Source organism: Geodermatophilus sp. SYSU D00698, from assembly GCF_054050335.1.
In genome coordinates this window covers 229,932-245,818 of the sequence record NZ_JBJGZD010000005.1, presented here as the reverse complement: position 1 = coordinate 245,818, position 15,887 = coordinate 229,932, and the positions used below count along the sequence as shown (strand labels likewise).

Here is a 15,887-nt window from a genome sequence, read left to right as displayed (position 1 = left end):
GGCCGCGCCCCCCCCGGCGGCCGGCCCCACGCGGCGGTCGATCAGGCGCCGGGGCGTCCGCCGGCGAGCTCGCGGGCGGAGGCGGCCTCGTCGGGCGCGAGGTCGGCGCTGCGCTCCTGGCGCTCGATGGCCCGGTGGTAGGCCTCCCAGGCCTGGTCCGGGGTGACGCCCAGTGCCGCGGCGATCTGCTCCCAGCTCGCCCCGCCGCGCAGCGCGGCGCGGAAGCCGGTCAGCTGGCTGTCGTGGGCCTTGCGGGCGATGACCTCGCCGAGCGCGAGGATCTCCAGGGACTCCGGCACGTCGAGGGAGGTCTGCTCGCTCAGCAGCGAGGCCCAGTCGTCGTCGTTCCGGTCACGGACGGTGTTGAGAGTCGTCGCCCCGGAGTCCCGCCGGCTCAGGAAGTCGAGGCGGGTGGCGGCCGTCTGGAGCGAGAACTCCTGCTCCAGGGCCTCGGGAGTGATCTGCATGCCCCCACCTTCCCCGAGGAACCGGACGGTCGCGACCGGCTGCGACGCGGATCTCCCCCGGTCAGCGGAGGGCCCGCACCCAGGGTGGGTGCGGGCCCTCCGGAGCGTGTCAGCCCGGCGTCACTCGTCCTCGACGCCCACGGCCTCCTTGGCCACCGCGGCCAGCGCCACCTGCGCGGCGCTGATCACGTCCGACCGGTTCTTGTGCGTCTCCTCGTACCGGATGAGCACGTTGATCTGGCGCGGGTCGCGCAGGGCCTTGGCGGCCTCGGCGGCGTCCGGGGTCGACAGCGAGTCGAAGCCCTTGACGGGCAGCTCGTCGGCGGAGACGTCGCCGAGCTCCTCGCGGGCGGCCCGGGCGGCGTCGGCGGCCTCGCGGTTGCCCTCGCGGTCGGCGACCCGCTCGGCCCGGCGCAGCGCGGCGCTCCGGCCGGCTCCCAGGGTCTCGCGGACGGCGCCCGCGAAGCCGCTGGCCTTGCTGGCGGCCTGCCCGATCTCCTCGCCGACCTTCTGCCGCCGCTGCTCGGCGGTGTCCAGGGCCTCGTTCACCCGGCTGGCGACGAAGCGGTACGGGGCGACGACGGCCCGGCTCGCGGCGCCGGCGACCTGCTGGAAGGGCGTGGGCCGCAGCGCGGCGGGCCCGCCCAGCGCCTCCTCGGCCAGCACGACGCGCAGCCAGTCGACGGTCGCCTCGTGGGCGGTGACCAGACCCTCGGCGAGCCGCACGACCTTCTCGAGGCCGGCCTTCTGGCCGAGCACCTTGAGGTACAGGGCGCGGTCGAGCAGCTGGTGCTCGAGCACGAGGTCCTGCAGCAGCGCCTCCTCGATGGGCGCGGCCTGCTCGAAGGTGGCCTTGAGGACGGCGCCCAGCCGGCCGAGGCTCGGGGTCACGACGTCCGGCACGCCACCGAGCTCGCGCAGCTCGGCGGTGATCAGGCGGGTCCGCTCGGCGGCGTTGTCGGCGTTCTGGGTCAGCTCGCGGCGGACGGCGTCGGTCCGGGCCTGCAGCACCCGGGTGCGGGCGATCTGCTCCTCGGTCTGGCTGAGCAGGACGAGCGCGCGGAGCTGGTTGACGATCTTGGCGTTGTCGTTGTCGGTCACGGCGGGGACTCCAGTGATCGGGGACGGCCTGACCCCCTCTTCCTGCCCCGTCACCGGACACTGCTAACAACAGCAAGCGGATTGCTAGCAGTGAGGCACGTCACGTCCCCGGCGGCACCCAGTCGGTCGAGATGCCCAGCTGCTCCCCGATCGCCCGCATCTCCGTCTCGAACAGCGGCGCGGCGTCGACCAGGGCGAACCTCAGGTGCCCGAAGACCTCCATGCAGACCAGTCCGTACAGGCGCACCCAGCAGGAGAGGAAGACCGCCATCACGCCCAGCGGGAGCTCGACCGGGAACGTGGCGCACCAGGTGCGCAGCTGGTCCCGGAAGTCGGGCTCGAGGTCGGCGTCGGCCGGGACGGGGAACGGCCGCTGGAGGTACACGGCCGCCAGGAGGGCGGCGAAGATCCCCCCGAAGCGGCGGCCGGCGACCGCGGCCGGCCCGTCGCCGGTCTCGTCGGGGACGACGCCGTCGGCCGCGGAGCCGAAGAGCAGCCCGAACTCGGGCGGGTGGCCGACCGCCCACGCACGGAAGGCGCGTGAGGTGACCAGCAGCTGCGCGCCGGGCCGGGGCGGGACGACGGCGTCGCGCGCGGCCTCGAGGTGGTCGCACAGCTCGTCGTAGAGGTCGGCCACCACCTGCTCGACGAGCTCCTCGCGGCTGGCGTAGTAGCGGTACAGCGCGGGCGCGGTCAGCCCGACCTCGCGCGCGATCGCCCGCAGCGCCAGCCCGTCGGGCCCGTGCTCGACCAGCACGCGGCGGGCCGCGCTCCGGATGTCATGCAGCGTCTCGGCGCGCAGCCGCTCGCGCCTGCCTCCCGGCTCCGCCACGGCCGACCACCTCCCGGGGTTGACGTCAGTGAACGGTGTATGCAGAGTTATCGCCGTTCGCTAACGGTGTTCACCCAGCTTAGCGGGAGAGGGAGGGGCTGCCGTGTTCGAGGCTCTCGGACGAGTGGTGTACCGACGGCGACGGTGGGTGCTGGCGCTCAGCGCCGTCGCCGTCGTCGTCGCCGGTGTGTGGGGCACGGGCGTCTTCGGCCGGCTGACCGGCGGCGGCTTCGAGGACCCGGGCAGCGAGAGCGCCCGGGCCGCCGGGCTGGCGGTCCGCGAGCTCGGCCGCGACGACTCCGATGTCGTCGTCCTGTACCGCAGCGACGACCTGACCGTCGACGACCCCGCCTTCCGGGACGCGGTCGCCACGTCCCTGACCGGGCTCCCCGACGGCGTGGTCGAGCGGGCCACGACCTGGTTCGACACCGGCGCCGCGCCGCTGGTGAGCGAGGACCGCCGCTCCACCTACGCCGTGCTGCAACTGGCCGGGGACGCCGACGCGCGCACCGCGGCCGTCGACGTGGTCGAGGACCGGCTGTCCGCGCCCGGCCTGGAGACGTCGATCGGCGGCGCCACCACGGTGGAGCGCGACATCAACGAGCGGGTCAGCGCCGACATCGCCCGCGCCGAGGCGATCTCGCTGCCGGTGCTGGCGGTGCTGCTCGTCGTCGTGTTCGGGAGCCTGGCGGCCGCGAGCCTGCCGCTGGCCATCGGCGTCACCGCGATCCTCGGGGCGTTCACCGCGCTGCGGGTGGTCAGCCTGTTCACCGAGGTGTCGGTGTTCGCGGTCAACATCGTGACGATCCTCGGCCTGGGGCTGGCCATCGACTACGGCCTGTTCGTCGTCAGCCGGTTCCGCGAGGAGGTGCGCCGGCAGGCCACCGTCGAGGACGCGCTGGCGCGCACGATGGCGACGGCGGGCCGCACGGTCGCCGTCTCCGGGATCACCGTGGCGCTGTCACTGGCCGGGCTGGTGGTGTTCCCGCAGGTGTTCCTCCGCTCGATGGGCTTCGGCGGGGTGAGCGCGGTGCTGGTCGCGATGCTCGCCGCGCTGACCCTGCTGCCCGCGCTGCTGGCGGTGCTCGGGACGCGGGTGGACGCGCTGTCGGTGCCGTGGCGCCGCCGGGCGCGGCACGCTGCGTCCGGCCGCGGCGCGTGGGAGCGCATCGCGCGCGGCGTCATGCGCCGGCCGGTGGTGGTGACCGTCGCCGTCGTCGGGCTGCTGCTGGTGCTGGCGCTGCCGTTCCTGCGGGTGCAGTTCGGCGCGATCGACGTCCGCGCGCTGCCCGCCGGCACGGAGAGCCGCGTGGTGGCCGAGACGATCGACCGCGACTTCCCACCGGCGCCGTCGGGCCCGGTGACCGCCGTGGTCGGCCTGCCCGACCCGGTCGACTCCCCCGCCGGCGCCGCCGCGCTCGAGGCCTACGTCGCCGACGTCGCCGCGCTGCCGGAGGTGGACGGCGCGACGGTGACCGGCGCGGCCGGCACGACCGCGCGGGTGGCGGTGGCCTACGACGGCGACCCGGTCGACGCCGGCGCCCGCGCGCTGGTCGCCGACGTCCGCGACGTGCCCGCCCCGCCGGGTGGCGAGGTGCTCGTCGGCGGCGAGAGCGCGGTGATGACCGACCTGCTGGACAGCCTCGGCTCGCTGCTGCCGTGGATGGCGCTGACCGTCGTCTCGACGACGTTCGTGCTGCTGTTCCTGGCCTTCGGGTCGGTGGTGCTGCCGGTCAAGGCGGTGCTGGTGAACGTGCTGTCGCTGGGCGCCTCGTTCGGCGCGCTGGTGTGGATCTTCCAGGACGGGAACCTCTCCGGCGTCCTGGGCTTCACCCCGACCGGTTTCATCGAGGCGACCCAGCCGATCCTGGTGCTGGCCATCGTGTTCGGGCTGTCGATGGACTACGAGGTCTTCCTCATGTCCCGGATACGCGAGCAGTACGACCTGACCGGCGACAACACCACCGCCGTCGCCACCGGGCTGCAGCGCACCGGCGGGATCATCACCAGCGCGGCGCTGCTGCTGCTCGTGGTGATCGGGGCGTTCTCCACCTCGGGGATCACCTTCATCAAGATGATCGGCGTCGCGATGGCGATCGCGATCGTGCTGGACGCGACCGTCGTCCGGACCCTGCTGGTGCCGGCGACGATGCGGCTGCTGGGGCGGGCCAACTGGTGGGCGCCGGGGCCGCTGGGCCGGTTCTACGCCCGGTACGGCATCCGCGAGTCCGACGGCGGGGACCCGGCCGCCCCGGTGTCGCCGCCGCGGGTGCCGGAGCCGGCCGGCGTCGGGTGAGTGCGGGTCGCACCGGCTCCGCGGGACCGCCGCGGAGCCGGTGCGGCGTCTCAGCGCGCCGGCGCCGGGGGGACCGGGGGCCGGCGGCGGGTCTCCAGCCGCAGCACCGGCTGGGTCAGCTGCGCCAACGCGGCACAGCGGGCGCAGACCGGGCCGGGGTGCGTCTCGGCGGCGCAGGTGTCACACAGCACGCGGGTCTCCTCGCTCGGGGGTCCGTCAGGACCCGGGAGCCAGAACATGCCACCCACCTGCGACGTCGTGCCCGCCTGTGGGACGGGTGTGACGTCTCGTCAGCGATCCGTCATCGAAGCCGGCGACGACGGCGCGGCGGGACCGCTCCCCCACCCCGGGCGGCGGCGCACGACGGCGGTCGCGACGGGGCGGGACGCAGGCGGGCAGGTGCAGACCTGCGCGGGACAGCGGTGCGAGGAGCTCAACGGGACCTCCCGGGACGGTGGGCGCCGAGGATGACGGCGCCCCGTCCGCGGCGGGAGCCCGGGCGCGCCGGTGGGACGAGACGTCACCCGATCGACCCACCCCGTTCCCCCGTCCGGCACACACCGGCCGCTGACGGGGCGCGCAGGCGCCGGATGTCGACCTGCGGTCGCCTCAGGAGGGCCCGAGACAGCAGCCCGCCGACGGCGGGCGGGAGGACGGACGGTCGGGTCCTCTCCTGCCCCGTGCCCCTCCTCCGTCCCACCTGCCTCACCGTCTGACACCAGAAGGTCACGGCGCGTCCGGGATCAGCGACACCGGCCGGTTCCCGACCTACTCTCCCCGGGGCCGGCGCGGAGAGCGCCCGGCACTGCACAGGAGGACGCCGCGCATGACGACCACGCTGGTGCGGGGCGCCAACGCACCGCTGCGCTCGGCATCGCAGCAGCCGGCCGCCCAGGTCCGGGTCGAGCTCGGCTGGCGCGGTGCCGGCGTGCCCGCCGTCCTGACCGCGGTCGCCTGCGACGACCGCGGCCGGGCACTGAGCCCGGCGCACCAGGTCACCTGGCAGCGCCCGACGTCGACCGGCGGCAGCGAGCGCTTCGAGGTGCTCGTCGACCTGCGCGCCACCCCGGACGACGTCGCCGGCGTCGTCCTCGCGCTGGACGTGCCCGGTCCCGGCGCGCGGGCGCTGACCGGCCTGACCGCGACCGTGCGCACCGCGTCCGGCGAGCCGCTGGCCGCCTACCCGGTGGAGGACCTGCCGGACGCCCCCGGCCTGCTGGTGACCGAGGTGTACCGCCGCTCGGGCCAGTGGAAGGTCCGCGCGATCGGCCAGGGCCTCACCCAGGGCCGGGCGGGACTCCTGCGCTCGGTGGGCCTCCCGGGCTGACCGGGACAGACCACGGCCGCGGACGACTTCAGGCGTCGCCGCCAGGGCCGATACCGATACTCGACCGACCCGCACCTCGGTGTGGGGCCCACCGACGGGGGGAACCGATGCTCGTCCCTCGCGTGCCCACAGGCCCGCGGCCGACCGCCGGGAGCGCCGCGTGACTGGCCCCGGTGGAGCCGGCCCCTGGGGGGCCTGGCCGTCCGGACCCACGGGCAACGCGCCCGCACCGGGCGGGTTCCCCTCGCCCGGCGGGTTCCCGTCGATGGGCGGCTTCCCGTCCCCCGGCGGGTTCCCGTCCCCCGGCGCACCCGTCCCGGGCCCGCTCGGGAGCACCGGCTCCCCGTGGGGTCCGACGCCCGCCGGGGCGCCGGCCGGGCGGGCGACGCCGCCGGTCGCCCTGCTGGCCGCGGCGCTGCTCGCCCCGCTGGTGACCGTGCCGTTGCTGTTCCTCGGCGGATGGGGCTGGCACGTCCTCGGCTGGGCGGTCGCCACCTTCGGCGCCGCCGCGCTGCTCATCGCCGCCACGCTCGCCGACACACGGCGCCGGGCCTCCGCCTGGTACCTCGGCCGCGACGGCCTGGTGAGCGCGCTGCGGCTGGGCACCGTCGTCCTCGCCCTGCTCGCCGCCGGTGCGCACGCCTGGCTGTTCGCCGACTGGTTCTCCCGCCTCGAGGTGTTCGCGTGACCCTGCGAGCCATCAACACAGCACTCCCCCGCCGCGCGACCGCGCTCCTGCTGGTCTGCCTCGGCGCCGTCCTCGCGCTGACCGGCCTCGCCGTCCCGGCGGCCGCCGCGCCGTCCCCCGTGGGCACCGCCGCGCTGCAGGACCTCGGCGCCTGCCTCGCCGACCAGCAGCAGGCCGACGTCCTGCTGCTCGTGGACGAGAGCGGCAGCCTCGGCCGCACCGACCCCGGCGACACCCGGGTCGCCGCCGCGCAGCTGCTGCTGGCCCGCCTCGCCGACACGGCCGCCCGCAGCGGCGCGACCGTCGACCTCGCCGTCAGCGGCTTCTCCGCCGGGGTCCGCGGGGCGCTGGACTGGTCGCCGCTGACCGAGGGCTCCCTGCCCGACGCCTCGGCCGCGGTCGCGGACTTCGCCGGCCGCGACGACGGCTTCGAGACCGACTACTGGACGGCGCTGACCACGGCCCGCCAGCAGCTGGTCGACCACCGCGACCCCGCGTCGGCCCGCCCGTGCCAGGCGCTGGTGCTGTTCACCGACGGCCAGTACGAGCTGTCCGCCCGCGACACCGACGCCGAGCGCCGGCAGTACGGCGAGACCCTGCCGATCCCCGGCGCGGAGGGCGTCCCGATCACCTCGGACGACGCCGCCGCCCAGGTGGCCGAGGCCGGCCGGAGCGACCTCTGCCGGCCCGGCGGCGTGGCCGACCAGCTCCGCGAGGACCGCATCCTGCTCATCGCGCTGGGCCTGACCGGCGACGGCGTGGACCTGGGCCTGCTCGGGAGCATCGCCGAGTCCGCGCCGTCCCCGTGCGGCCAGGCCGCCCCCTACGGCCTGTTCCTCTCCGCCGACGACGTCCAGGACCTGGTGCTCGCCTTCGACGCCGTGGGCGACCCGGCCAACCCGCCGCAGCCGGTGGACGAGAAGGGCGTCTGCGTGGGCGCGGCCTGCCCGCAGCAGGCGCACACCTTCACCCTCGACGCCTCGATCACCTCCATCCACCTCGTGGGCACGTCCGACGCGGCGGGGATCGACGTCTTCGTCCAGCCGCCCGGCGTGCCGCAGCCGCAGCTGCTGCGCTACGACGCCGCCCGGCCCTCGGGCGTCCTCCCCGCCGGCGCGGTGGGCCTCGACTACACCTGGTACGCCGACGGCGCCTTCTCGGTCGACGCGTCGATCCCGGCCGGCGGCGCCAACTGGTCGGGCCCCTGGCGGGTCGTCTTCGTCGACCCGACCGGGCAGAACCCGGACGCCGTCACCCGCACCCAGCTGACCATCCAGGCCGACCTGGCCGCGGTCGTCGGCCCAGGGGCTCCCGTCGAGTGGCGGGTCGGCGAGGACGTCGGACCGCTGTCGTTCGCGCTCGTCCGCTCGGACGGGACACCGGCCGCGCTCGGCGACCCGGCGCCCACCCTCGCCCTCGACGTCGCGCTGCGCGCGGACGACGGCACCGAGGCCGTGCTGGCCACCGCCGTCCCCGGTCCGCAGCTGGGCGCCGTGCGGCTGACGGTGCCCGCGGACTTCCCGCCGGGCCCCGCCGAGCTGCGCACCTCGCTCGCGGTCACCACGGTCAGCGGCCAGGTGCTGCAGCCGCAGGTGCGCACCGCGCAGGTCGACGTCCTCCCGCCGCTGGGCTTCCCGACCGTCTCCGCCGACCCGGTCGACTTCGGCCGGCTGGAGGGCACCGAGCCCAGCGACACCGTGACGATCCCGGTCACCGGCCCCGGCTGCGTGTGGGTGGGGTCCGCGACGCTCGACGTCCACCCCGCCGGGGTCGACGAGGTCACCGCGACCTCGCCGCACGGCAGCGCGGAGGAGTGCCTGGAGGTCGCCGAGGGCGACACCGGGGAGCTGACGGTGCAGCTGGAGAGCGGCGTCGTCGAGGCCGGTGACCTGCGGGGCGACCTGGTGCTGCGCGCGGCGCCCGAGGGCGTCGACGCCGGCGAGCGCGAGGCCCGCGCGGTCGACGTGCGGGTGGCCTACGGCGCCGAGCTCGTCCGCCCGGCCGACACCGGCGTGCTCATCGGTGTCTTCCTCGCCGCGCTCGTCGTCGGCATCGGCCTGCCGGTGCTGGTGTTCCTCCTCGGCCGCCGGATCGCCGCCAAGCTGCCCGACAAGCCCCTGCAGTCGACGCTGCTGGACGTGCGGGTGGGCCCGGGCGGGCTGTCCGGCGCCGCGCCGGACCGCACGTGGGACCCGGTCCCGCCGCCCGGCGGCGGCCGCAAGCAGGCCGTCCTCTCGGGCGTCCCGGTGCGGGCCCGCGCCGGCGTGAAGCTCACCGAGGCCGGCTACGCCGAGGTCGAGGACCGGGCGCGGGTCGGCGTGTCCGGCGCGCCGGGCGGACGGGCGCCGAAGTCGCTCGCCGCGCGGCTGCCGCTGGCCCTGGCCGGCAGCTGGACGCTGCTGCTGGACCGGGCGACGGCGGCCTCCGACGCCGCCGAGGTCCCGGCCCGGCTGCTGCTCGTCGTCGACGCGGTGGCCACCGCGGAGCAGCGGGAGGCACTGCTGTCCCGTGTCCGCGCGGAGGGTCCCGGCGCCGTCGACAGCCTGCGGGCCGCGGCCCGGGAGAGCGCCGACGCCCCGACGGCTCCCCCGCCCCCGCCGGACCCGTTCGGCGGCCCCTCGGGCGGGAGCACCCCGCCCGGCGGCGGCCCGGCGCCGGACCCGTTCGGCGGCAGCCCCGCGCCGGCGTGGCCGGGCGGGGGCGGCTCGTGGCCGCCGGCGACACCGGCGTCGCCGGCACCGCCGGCGCGCGACCCGTTCGCCGGGGGCGGCGGCTCCCCGTGGCCGTCCCCCTCCTCCGACCCGTCCCGGCGCTGACGGCGCCACGCACCCCGCACTGACCTGGAGACCCCGTGTACAAGATCTGCGTCGTCGGCCTGGGCGGCTCGGGCGGCAAGACCCTGCAGTTCCTCATGGACCAGCTGCGCTCGGAGCTGTCCGCGAAGGGCTGGACCGCCGACCACCTGCCCCGGTGCTGGGAGTTCGTGCACATCGACGTGCCCTCGGCGCCCGACGGCGTCGGCCCCGGCCTGCCGCAGACCGTGCCGGCGCAGGGCGGCACGTACATCCCGGTGAGCAACCCCACCGACAGCTACGCCGTCCTCGACTCGGCGCTGCAGACCACCCTCTCCTCCCAGCCCAGCGGCAGCCAGCTGCGCCAGCTGGCCCGCTGGCGCCCGGACCCGGGCAAGGTGACGACACCGATCACCGAGGGCGCCGGTCAGTACCGGGCGGTGGGGCGGCTGCTGACCCTGGCCCGGGCCGGCCTGGTCTACGACCGGCTGGTCCCGGTGGCCGAGCGGCTCAACCAGGGCGCGGCCGACAGCGACCTGCGCACGCTGTCGAACCTGCTCAAGCTCGACGACAAGGGTTCCCAGGGCACGCTGGTCTTCGTCGTGTCCTCGCTGGCCGGCGGCACCGGCGCGTCCATGACCCTCGACGTCTGCAACCTGCTGCGCGCCGTCGCCGGGCAGGTGCCCAACTTCCCCGCCGAGCAGGCCCTGGCCTTCCTGTACACGCCGGACGTGTTCGAGCGGCTGCAGGCCAACCGCCGGGCCGGGGTGAACGCCAACGCCCTCGGCACGGTCGCCGAGCTCATGTCGTCGATGGCCGCCCGGCAGGCGCCGTGGACCCCCCAGGAGTGGTCGGTCTACGGCGGCGTCCCGCAGCCGGTGAAGCCCGGCCGCGGGCCGCTGCTGGCCTTCCCGGTCGGGGCCTACAACGGCATCACCGGTGCCCGGTTCGGCGACGGCGCCTCGGAGACCGTCTACCGCGGCTTCGCCCGGTCGCTGGCCTCGCTGTTCGTCTCCGAGGCCCAGCAGACCAGCCTCAAGGCCTACGCCATCGGCAACCTGGAGTCCGCGGCCACCTCCCTGCAGGACCGCACCCAGCTCAGCGTCCAGCCCGCCAGGCACGGCGCCGAGATCGAGACCACCGAGCCGCTGGTCTTCGGCTCGATCGGCTTCGCGTCCCTGGGCCTGGGGCGGGACCGGTACGCCGAGTACGCCGCCCAGCGCCTGGCCCGCCGCGGGCTCGAGCGGCTGCTCCGCGGCCACTGGGACGTCACGGTGCACAGCGGCGAGCGCAGCCCCCAGCAGGCGGTCGCCGCCACGGCGGCCGAGTACTACCCGCAGTTCCTGCAGTGGGCCGGCCTGCCGGACCTGCGCCTGCGGGACACCAGCTACCTGCGGCACCTGGTCGACGACGTCTGGACCGCCCAGGCACGCGAGACCCTCGCGGCGAACTCCACCTCCACCGCCGTCGCCCCGGCGATGGTGCCGGGCTACGCGGCGAAGGGCGCCCACTTCGCCCAGCAGCTGGCCGGGTTCATCACCTCGTCGTTCCAGAAGACCGTGGACGCGGCGGACGCCGAGCTGCGCGAGGCCGCCGCGAGGTGGGTGCAGGACATCCAGGTCCGGCTGGAGAAGGCGGTGCTCCTGGTCGCCGGCGAGCGCGGGCTGCCGGTGGCCGAGCGGGTGCTCGAGACGCTGGCCTCCGACCTCCAGGCGGCCGCCGACCAGCTGATCCGGAACTCCGCGACGACGCTGCACCCCCAGGAGATCGCCGCCGACGTCACCGCCGAGCTGCAGACGGTCACCTCGGCCATCGACGCCAACCACGGCGTCGTCGGCCGGGCCGTCACCCGCATCCGGCAGCACTTCGCCGACCTGTTCGTCCGCAAGGGCGCGGCCCTCGCCGGTGACCTGCTCGCCCAGCTCGGCACCGACCTGCTGCCGCCCCTGCGCACCGGCCTGCAGCACGCCCGCGAGGCGCTCGAGGCCGCCGAGCGGGCGACCGTCGGCGCCGCCCCGGTGTCGACCGTGGCGACGACGGAGGTGCAGCAGTGGCCGGTCGGTGACGACGTCCCCGGCCGCTTCGCCACCGCCGAGAACGAGGTCCTGCTCGAGGACATCGCCACCTACCCGCGGTCGTTCGCCGACCAGCTGGTGCAGACCTTCAACGGCTTCGCCCCCGGCGGCGGCTCCGTGTCCGCCGAGCGCGCCGAGGAGCTCGCCGTCTTCGAGGCGCTGACCTGGCTGCACGCCGACGTCCGCGGTGGCGTCCGCCCGGCCGAGCGGCTCACCGGCATCGACGTCAACGGCTCGCCGGTGCGGATCGGCCGCCGGTCGGAGTGGTGGCCGCAGGCGCTCGCCTCCCTCAACCCGTCCCGGCGGGCCACCTACCGCGTCGAGCTCGACGCCACGGCGCTGCTCGACGGCGCCCGCGTCTGGGTCAACCGGCCCGACCAGGTCATGGGCGGGTTCATCCAGCAGGGGCTCGACGCCTACCTCCGTCGCGAGGGGGCGGGGCTGCACGAGCGGGAGGCGCTCGCCCGCCACTTCGTCGACCGCTTCGAGGCGGCGCTGCAGCTGGCCGCCCCGCTCGTGGCCGTGGACACCGGGATGGTCCAGGCGGTCCACGACGTCCGGGTCGAGGTGACCTACCAGTTCGGCGAGGTGCCCCTGACGGCGCACCGGGACGTCGTCGAGCGGATGGCCGACGCGCTGCGCCGCGGCGCGAGCGACCACGACGCCGTCGAGCGGCTGCACCACGCGGTCACCGAGGGCCCGCAGAGCCGGATCGACATCCTGGGCAACTACGCCGGCATCTACAACCCGGTCGTCTTCTCGTCGCTGCAGCGTCCCATCCGGAAGCAGTGGACCGAGTCGAACTCCCCGCAGCTGCGCGGCAGCTTCTGGCGCTGGCGCCGTGGCCGGTCGCTGACCGACTTCGCCCCGGTGTCCCGCACCTGGCTGCAGGCCATGGTCACCGGCTGGCTGGTCGGCCGGCTCACCGGCGAGGTGCTCGTGCCCGGCGAGGGCCCGATCCTCGACGGCGGGGTCGCGGTGTGGTCGGAGGAACTGCGCACCTTCACCCGGCTGCCGCACCCGCTGCTCGGCGCCGAGGACCCCGCCCGCGACGCGCCCGGCTGGGGCCTGCTGGCCGCCGTCGTCGAGTCCCTGCCCCTGGCCCTGGCACTGTGCGACGGCAACACCCAGCTGCCGGCGCTGCAGCCCTACCAGGCCCTCTTCCAGCTCGGCCGGTTCCTGCAGTCGGCCGACGAGCGGCAGCCGAACGACGCGCTGCTCACCTGGATCCGGGACGGCCGGACCCGCAGCGGTGCGCTGCCCTGGGGCGAGGCCCCGGTCGTGGCGACGCCGGAGCAGCGGCTGGCCGAGGCCCGGGAGTGGTGCGCGTCGCTGGGTGAGGACGCCACGAGCCTGCTGCCGCCGGACGCGTCCGTGCCGGGCCCGCGCGGGGACTTCAGCACCGTGAGCCCCCACAACTTCTGGAAGGTGCCGCGGGACTGGGAGATCGCGCCGCAGCTGCTCACCGCGAGCTCCCAGCTGCTGGCCAACCTGGAGCTGCCCGACTACACCGGGCTCTCCCTGGCGTCGCAGGCGTCCAGCGGCATCACCCGGACGCGCGCGTGACCGCCCCCGGCTCCGGCCCCACGACGGTCGTCCTCGGCCGGTTCGGCGGCGGCGCGGCGGCGGACGTCCGGGAGGTCGTCCGTGACTGGACGGCGGCCGACCTGCTCGGCCCGTCGGTGTGGATCGACCTGGACCAGCCGGCCGGGCCGCCGCGGCTGACCGTCGTCGACCGGGACGGCGCGCGCACGTCCCCGGCCGAGCAGTGGCTGGCCGTCTCGGGCATCACCGGGGCGCGCGTGGTGCTGGTGCAGGTCTTCACGGACGACGCCGGCACCGCGCCGCGGCCCGCCGTCCCGGCGACGACCGCGGCCCTGGCCCTGCTCGAGCGGATCGGCCTGGGCCACGCGCCGCTGGTCAACCTGCTCGTCCCCGCCACCGGTGCGACGCCCGTCCCCGAGGACGCCGTCGTCGGGTCCCGGCCCAACGTCCTGCTGCAGGCGCGCGACGGGCAGAGCCCGACCGCGGTGAGCCGGCCGGTGCCGGCCGGCGAGCTCGCCGCGCACGCCGCCTCGGGCCTGGCCACCGTCGCCGGGCTCTGGACGGCGATGGCCGAGGCGCCGTTCGACGGCACCCAGGTGTGGCCGGGCACGCAGGTGACCGTCGCCCGCGCCTACGCCCGCACCCTGGACTCGCAGGCGGTGTTCACCGGGCTGTCCGAGCAGGTGTACCGGGCCGAGGGGCCGCTCCCCCGGGCGCGCACGCCCCGCGGGGACCGGCTTCCCGACGTCCCCGACGTGCAGGCGCTGCCCGCCGCGGAGGCCGCGGCGACCGCGGTCCTGGAGCTGCACCGCGACCTGACCCGGTTCGCCGCCCCGCCGCCGTTCACGCCCGCGCCGCGCACCGGCGTCGGGCTGCTGCAGGCGGTCCGGATGTTCCTGTCCTTCCTGTGGGCGGCGATCCGGAACGCCCCCAGGGCGTGGGTCGAGGGGCTGGTGCACCGGACCGCCGGCGCGCTCGCCGGGTGGGCCAACGACCGGCTCTTCGGCGACCGGTCGGGCTACGAGGTGCTCGTGCTCGGCGTCCGGCCGGCCAACCGTCCGCCGCAGTCGGCCGACGAGGACGACATCAGCGTGCTCATCGACGAGGCGACGCGGCTGTCGGCCCAGGTGTCCCCGGGCAGCGAGGTCGCCACGGTCGACGCGGGCGCGTTCTGGAGCGAGGTCACGGCGGTCGGCGTCAGCCTGGCCGACGGGTCGGCGGTGCACCCCGGCGTGCGGATGCCCCAGTTCGGCCAGGACCGGCAGGTGCTCGACCGGCCGGAGCTCATCGTCCCGCCGCCGGACGAGCCCGCGCACCGGCTGCCGGTCGGCGCGCTGCCGGAGGTCGGCGCCGTCGAGGTGCACCCCGACGACCCCTACCTCGCCGCCCAGGCCCACCGGCTGCTGACCGGCGAGCGCGACCGGCCCGCCGCGGGCGCGAACGACCCGTCCCGCTACGCCGTCCTCGACGGCACCCTGCGGTCGCTGGGCGCCTGGATGGCCCGGCAGCGCAGCTTCACCTGGGCGCTGGGCTCGTCGCTGTCCTGGGAGCTCGAGCAGGCCCGCCGGACGCTGAGCGAGGCGATCGGGACGGCCGGGGACACCGGCGGCGACGAGCCGCCGGCGCGCATCCTGGAGACCCAGCGGCGCACCCGCCGGTTCGTGCTCGGCGCCCTGGCCGCGGTGGTGGCCGCCCTGCTGCTGGTCGCCGGGCTGGTCGTCGGCGAGGTCCTCTCCGTCCTCGTCGGCAGCCTCGTCGGCGTCGGCCTGCTGGTCGTGTGGTTCACCAGCTCCGCGCTGGTGTTCATGCGCCGGCAGAAGGAGCTGTTCACCTGGCTGCACGAGCGCGACGAGCAGCGGGCACGCCGGGAGTGGGCCCAGAGGCACGTCGCCCACGTGGCGCGCGAGGTGCAGCGGCTGGGCGTGCTGTACCGGCAGAGCCGGCTGTGGACCCGGGTGCTCTCCCGCGTCGTCCACGACCCGTTCGGCGCGACCGGGACCGCCGACGAGGAGTCGGCCTACCCGGCCGGCCTGTCCGGGACGCTGCCGCTGTCGCTCGCGGTCGGCTCCGCCGGCTTCTCGGCCGACGAGCACGTCCAGCTGGTGCACGAGGCCCGCCGGGCGCAGGTGCACGTCGGCTGGCTCGGCGCCCAGCTGCAGGCCCGCATCAAGGCCGCACTGGCCGCCCGCTCGCAGCGCTACGGCCGGGCCGAGCACTCCGCCGTCTGGAGCGACACCGGGTACTCCGACCAGGGGCCGCTTCCCGAGCTGGTGCGGACGCTGGGCACGCCCGAGGACCGGCACGCCGCCGCGGCCGCCGCCGACGCGCGGCTGGTCGACTGGCTCACCCGGCTGGGTGCGGAGCGCGGGCTGGAGTGGTCGCTGGCCGTCGTCCACCCGACGGTGACGGTGACCGCGGGCATGCGCGAGGAGACGGTGTCCGGCCCGGCGTTCCTCTCCCCCGTGCTCGGGAGCGCCGCCCACCTCGACCGGGAGGGCTTCAGCTCCACCGGCGCGGTGATGCTGGCCAACCAGGTCGAGTCCACCGTGCTCGCCGCGGTCGGCGTCCCGGTGCCCCCGGGCGCGGCCACCCAGCTGCGGGTCGTCCCGGCGGCCGGCCGCCGCAGCATGGACCGCTTCGTCGCCCGCCTCGACCTGACCCGCCAGCTCACGCTCGACCAGGTCGCGCACTTCACCCCGTCCACGCCCGAGGAGCCCGAGCCGCCGGCACCGGTGTCGCGCGGCATCGGCACGAGGAGCTGACC

10 protein-coding genes are annotated in these 15,887 nt (G+C 76.3%); 6 read left to right on the top strand and 4 right to left on the bottom strand.

What is annotated here, in order from left to right; translation table 11 throughout:
* Positions 1-41: 41 nt before the first annotated feature.
* The 3 genes from ACI8AB_RS07130 to ACI8AB_RS07120 all read right to left on the bottom strand — a co-directional run bounded on the left by ACI8AB_RS07130 (position 42) and on the right by ACI8AB_RS07120 (position 2,400).
* Positions 42-467 (bottom strand): hypothetical protein, encoded by a 426-nt coding sequence (locus ACI8AB_RS07130; RefSeq protein WP_456949532.1) that lies wholly within the window; start codon positions 465-467, stop codon positions 42-44.
* Between the two features lie 120 nt (positions 468-587).
* The gene (locus ACI8AB_RS07125; protein WP_387988815.1) at positions 588-1,568 is read right to left on the bottom strand and encodes a ferritin-like domain-containing protein; all 981 of its coding nucleotides are present in this window, start codon (positions 1,566-1,568) and stop codon (positions 588-590) included.
* A 100-nt stretch (positions 1,569-1,668) separates the two neighbouring features.
* Entirely contained in the window at positions 1,669-2,400 is a 732-nt protein-coding gene (locus tag ACI8AB_RS07120) for a TetR/AcrR family transcriptional regulator (protein WP_456949531.1), read from the bottom strand.
* 103 nt (positions 2,401-2,503) lie between these two features.
* On the opposite strand from ACI8AB_RS07120, the gene ACI8AB_RS07115 reads away from it, so the two are divergent.
* On the top strand, positions 2,504-4,696 hold the full coding sequence (locus ACI8AB_RS07115) for an MMPL family transporter (RefSeq protein WP_456949530.1): 2,193 nt from the start codon (positions 2,504-2,506) through the stop codon (positions 4,694-4,696).
* A 50-nt stretch (positions 4,697-4,746) separates the two neighbouring features.
* Here ACI8AB_RS07115 and ACI8AB_RS07110 read toward each other — a convergent pair whose 3' ends face one another.
* Positions 4,747-4,887 (bottom strand): hypothetical protein, encoded by a 141-nt coding sequence (locus tag ACI8AB_RS07110; RefSeq protein ID WP_387988812.1) that lies wholly within the window; start codon positions 4,885-4,887, stop codon positions 4,747-4,749.
* A gap of 635 nt (positions 4,888-5,522) precedes the next feature.
* Between ACI8AB_RS07110 and ACI8AB_RS07105 the strand changes: the two genes are divergently transcribed.
* From ACI8AB_RS07105 to ACI8AB_RS07085, 5 genes are all read left to right on the top strand, one after another.
* Positions 5,523-6,023: a TerD family protein gene (locus ACI8AB_RS07105; protein WP_456949529.1), complete on the top strand. Its 501-nt coding sequence runs from the start codon at positions 5,523-5,525 to the stop codon at positions 6,021-6,023.
* A 265-nt stretch (positions 6,024-6,288) separates the two neighbouring features.
* Positions 6,289-6,711 carry a hypothetical protein gene (locus ACI8AB_RS07100; RefSeq protein WP_456949528.1) on the top strand — a complete coding sequence of 141 codons (423 nt, stop codon included), beginning with the start codon at positions 6,289-6,291 and terminating at the stop codon, positions 6,709-6,711.
* On the top strand, positions 6,708-9,527 hold the full coding sequence (locus ACI8AB_RS07095; RefSeq protein WP_456949527.1) for a vWA domain-containing protein: 2,820 nt from the start codon (positions 6,708-6,710) through the stop codon (positions 9,525-9,527). The genes ACI8AB_RS07100 and ACI8AB_RS07095 overlap by 4 nt, the downstream gene beginning before the upstream one ends.
* A gap of 35 nt (positions 9,528-9,562) precedes the next feature.
* Positions 9,563-13,144: a tubulin-like doman-containing protein gene (locus ACI8AB_RS07090; protein WP_456949526.1), complete on the top strand. Its 3,582-nt coding sequence runs from the start codon at positions 9,563-9,565 to the stop codon at positions 13,142-13,144.
* Complete coding sequence (locus ACI8AB_RS07085) at positions 13,141-15,885, top strand: hypothetical protein (protein ID WP_456949525.1); 2,745 nt, start codon at positions 13,141-13,143, stop codon at positions 15,883-15,885. Before ACI8AB_RS07090 ends, ACI8AB_RS07085 begins: the two co-directional genes overlap by 4 nt.
* Positions 15,886-15,887: the final 2 nt, after the last annotated feature.

Bases quoted from the DNA above. Each gene is read 5' to 3' on its own strand.
- ACI8AB_RS07130 (WP_456949532.1), bottom strand. From the start codon at position 467: ATGCAGATCACTCCCGAGGCCCTGGAGCAGGAGTTCTCGCTCCAGACG.
- ACI8AB_RS07105 (WP_456949529.1), top strand. From the start codon at position 5,523: ATGACGACCACGCTGGTGCGGGGCGCCAACGCACCGCTGCGCTCGGCA.
- ACI8AB_RS07100 (WP_456949528.1), top strand. From the start codon at position 6,289: ATGGGCGGCTTCCCGTCCCCCGGCGGGTTCCCGTCCCCCGGCGCACCC.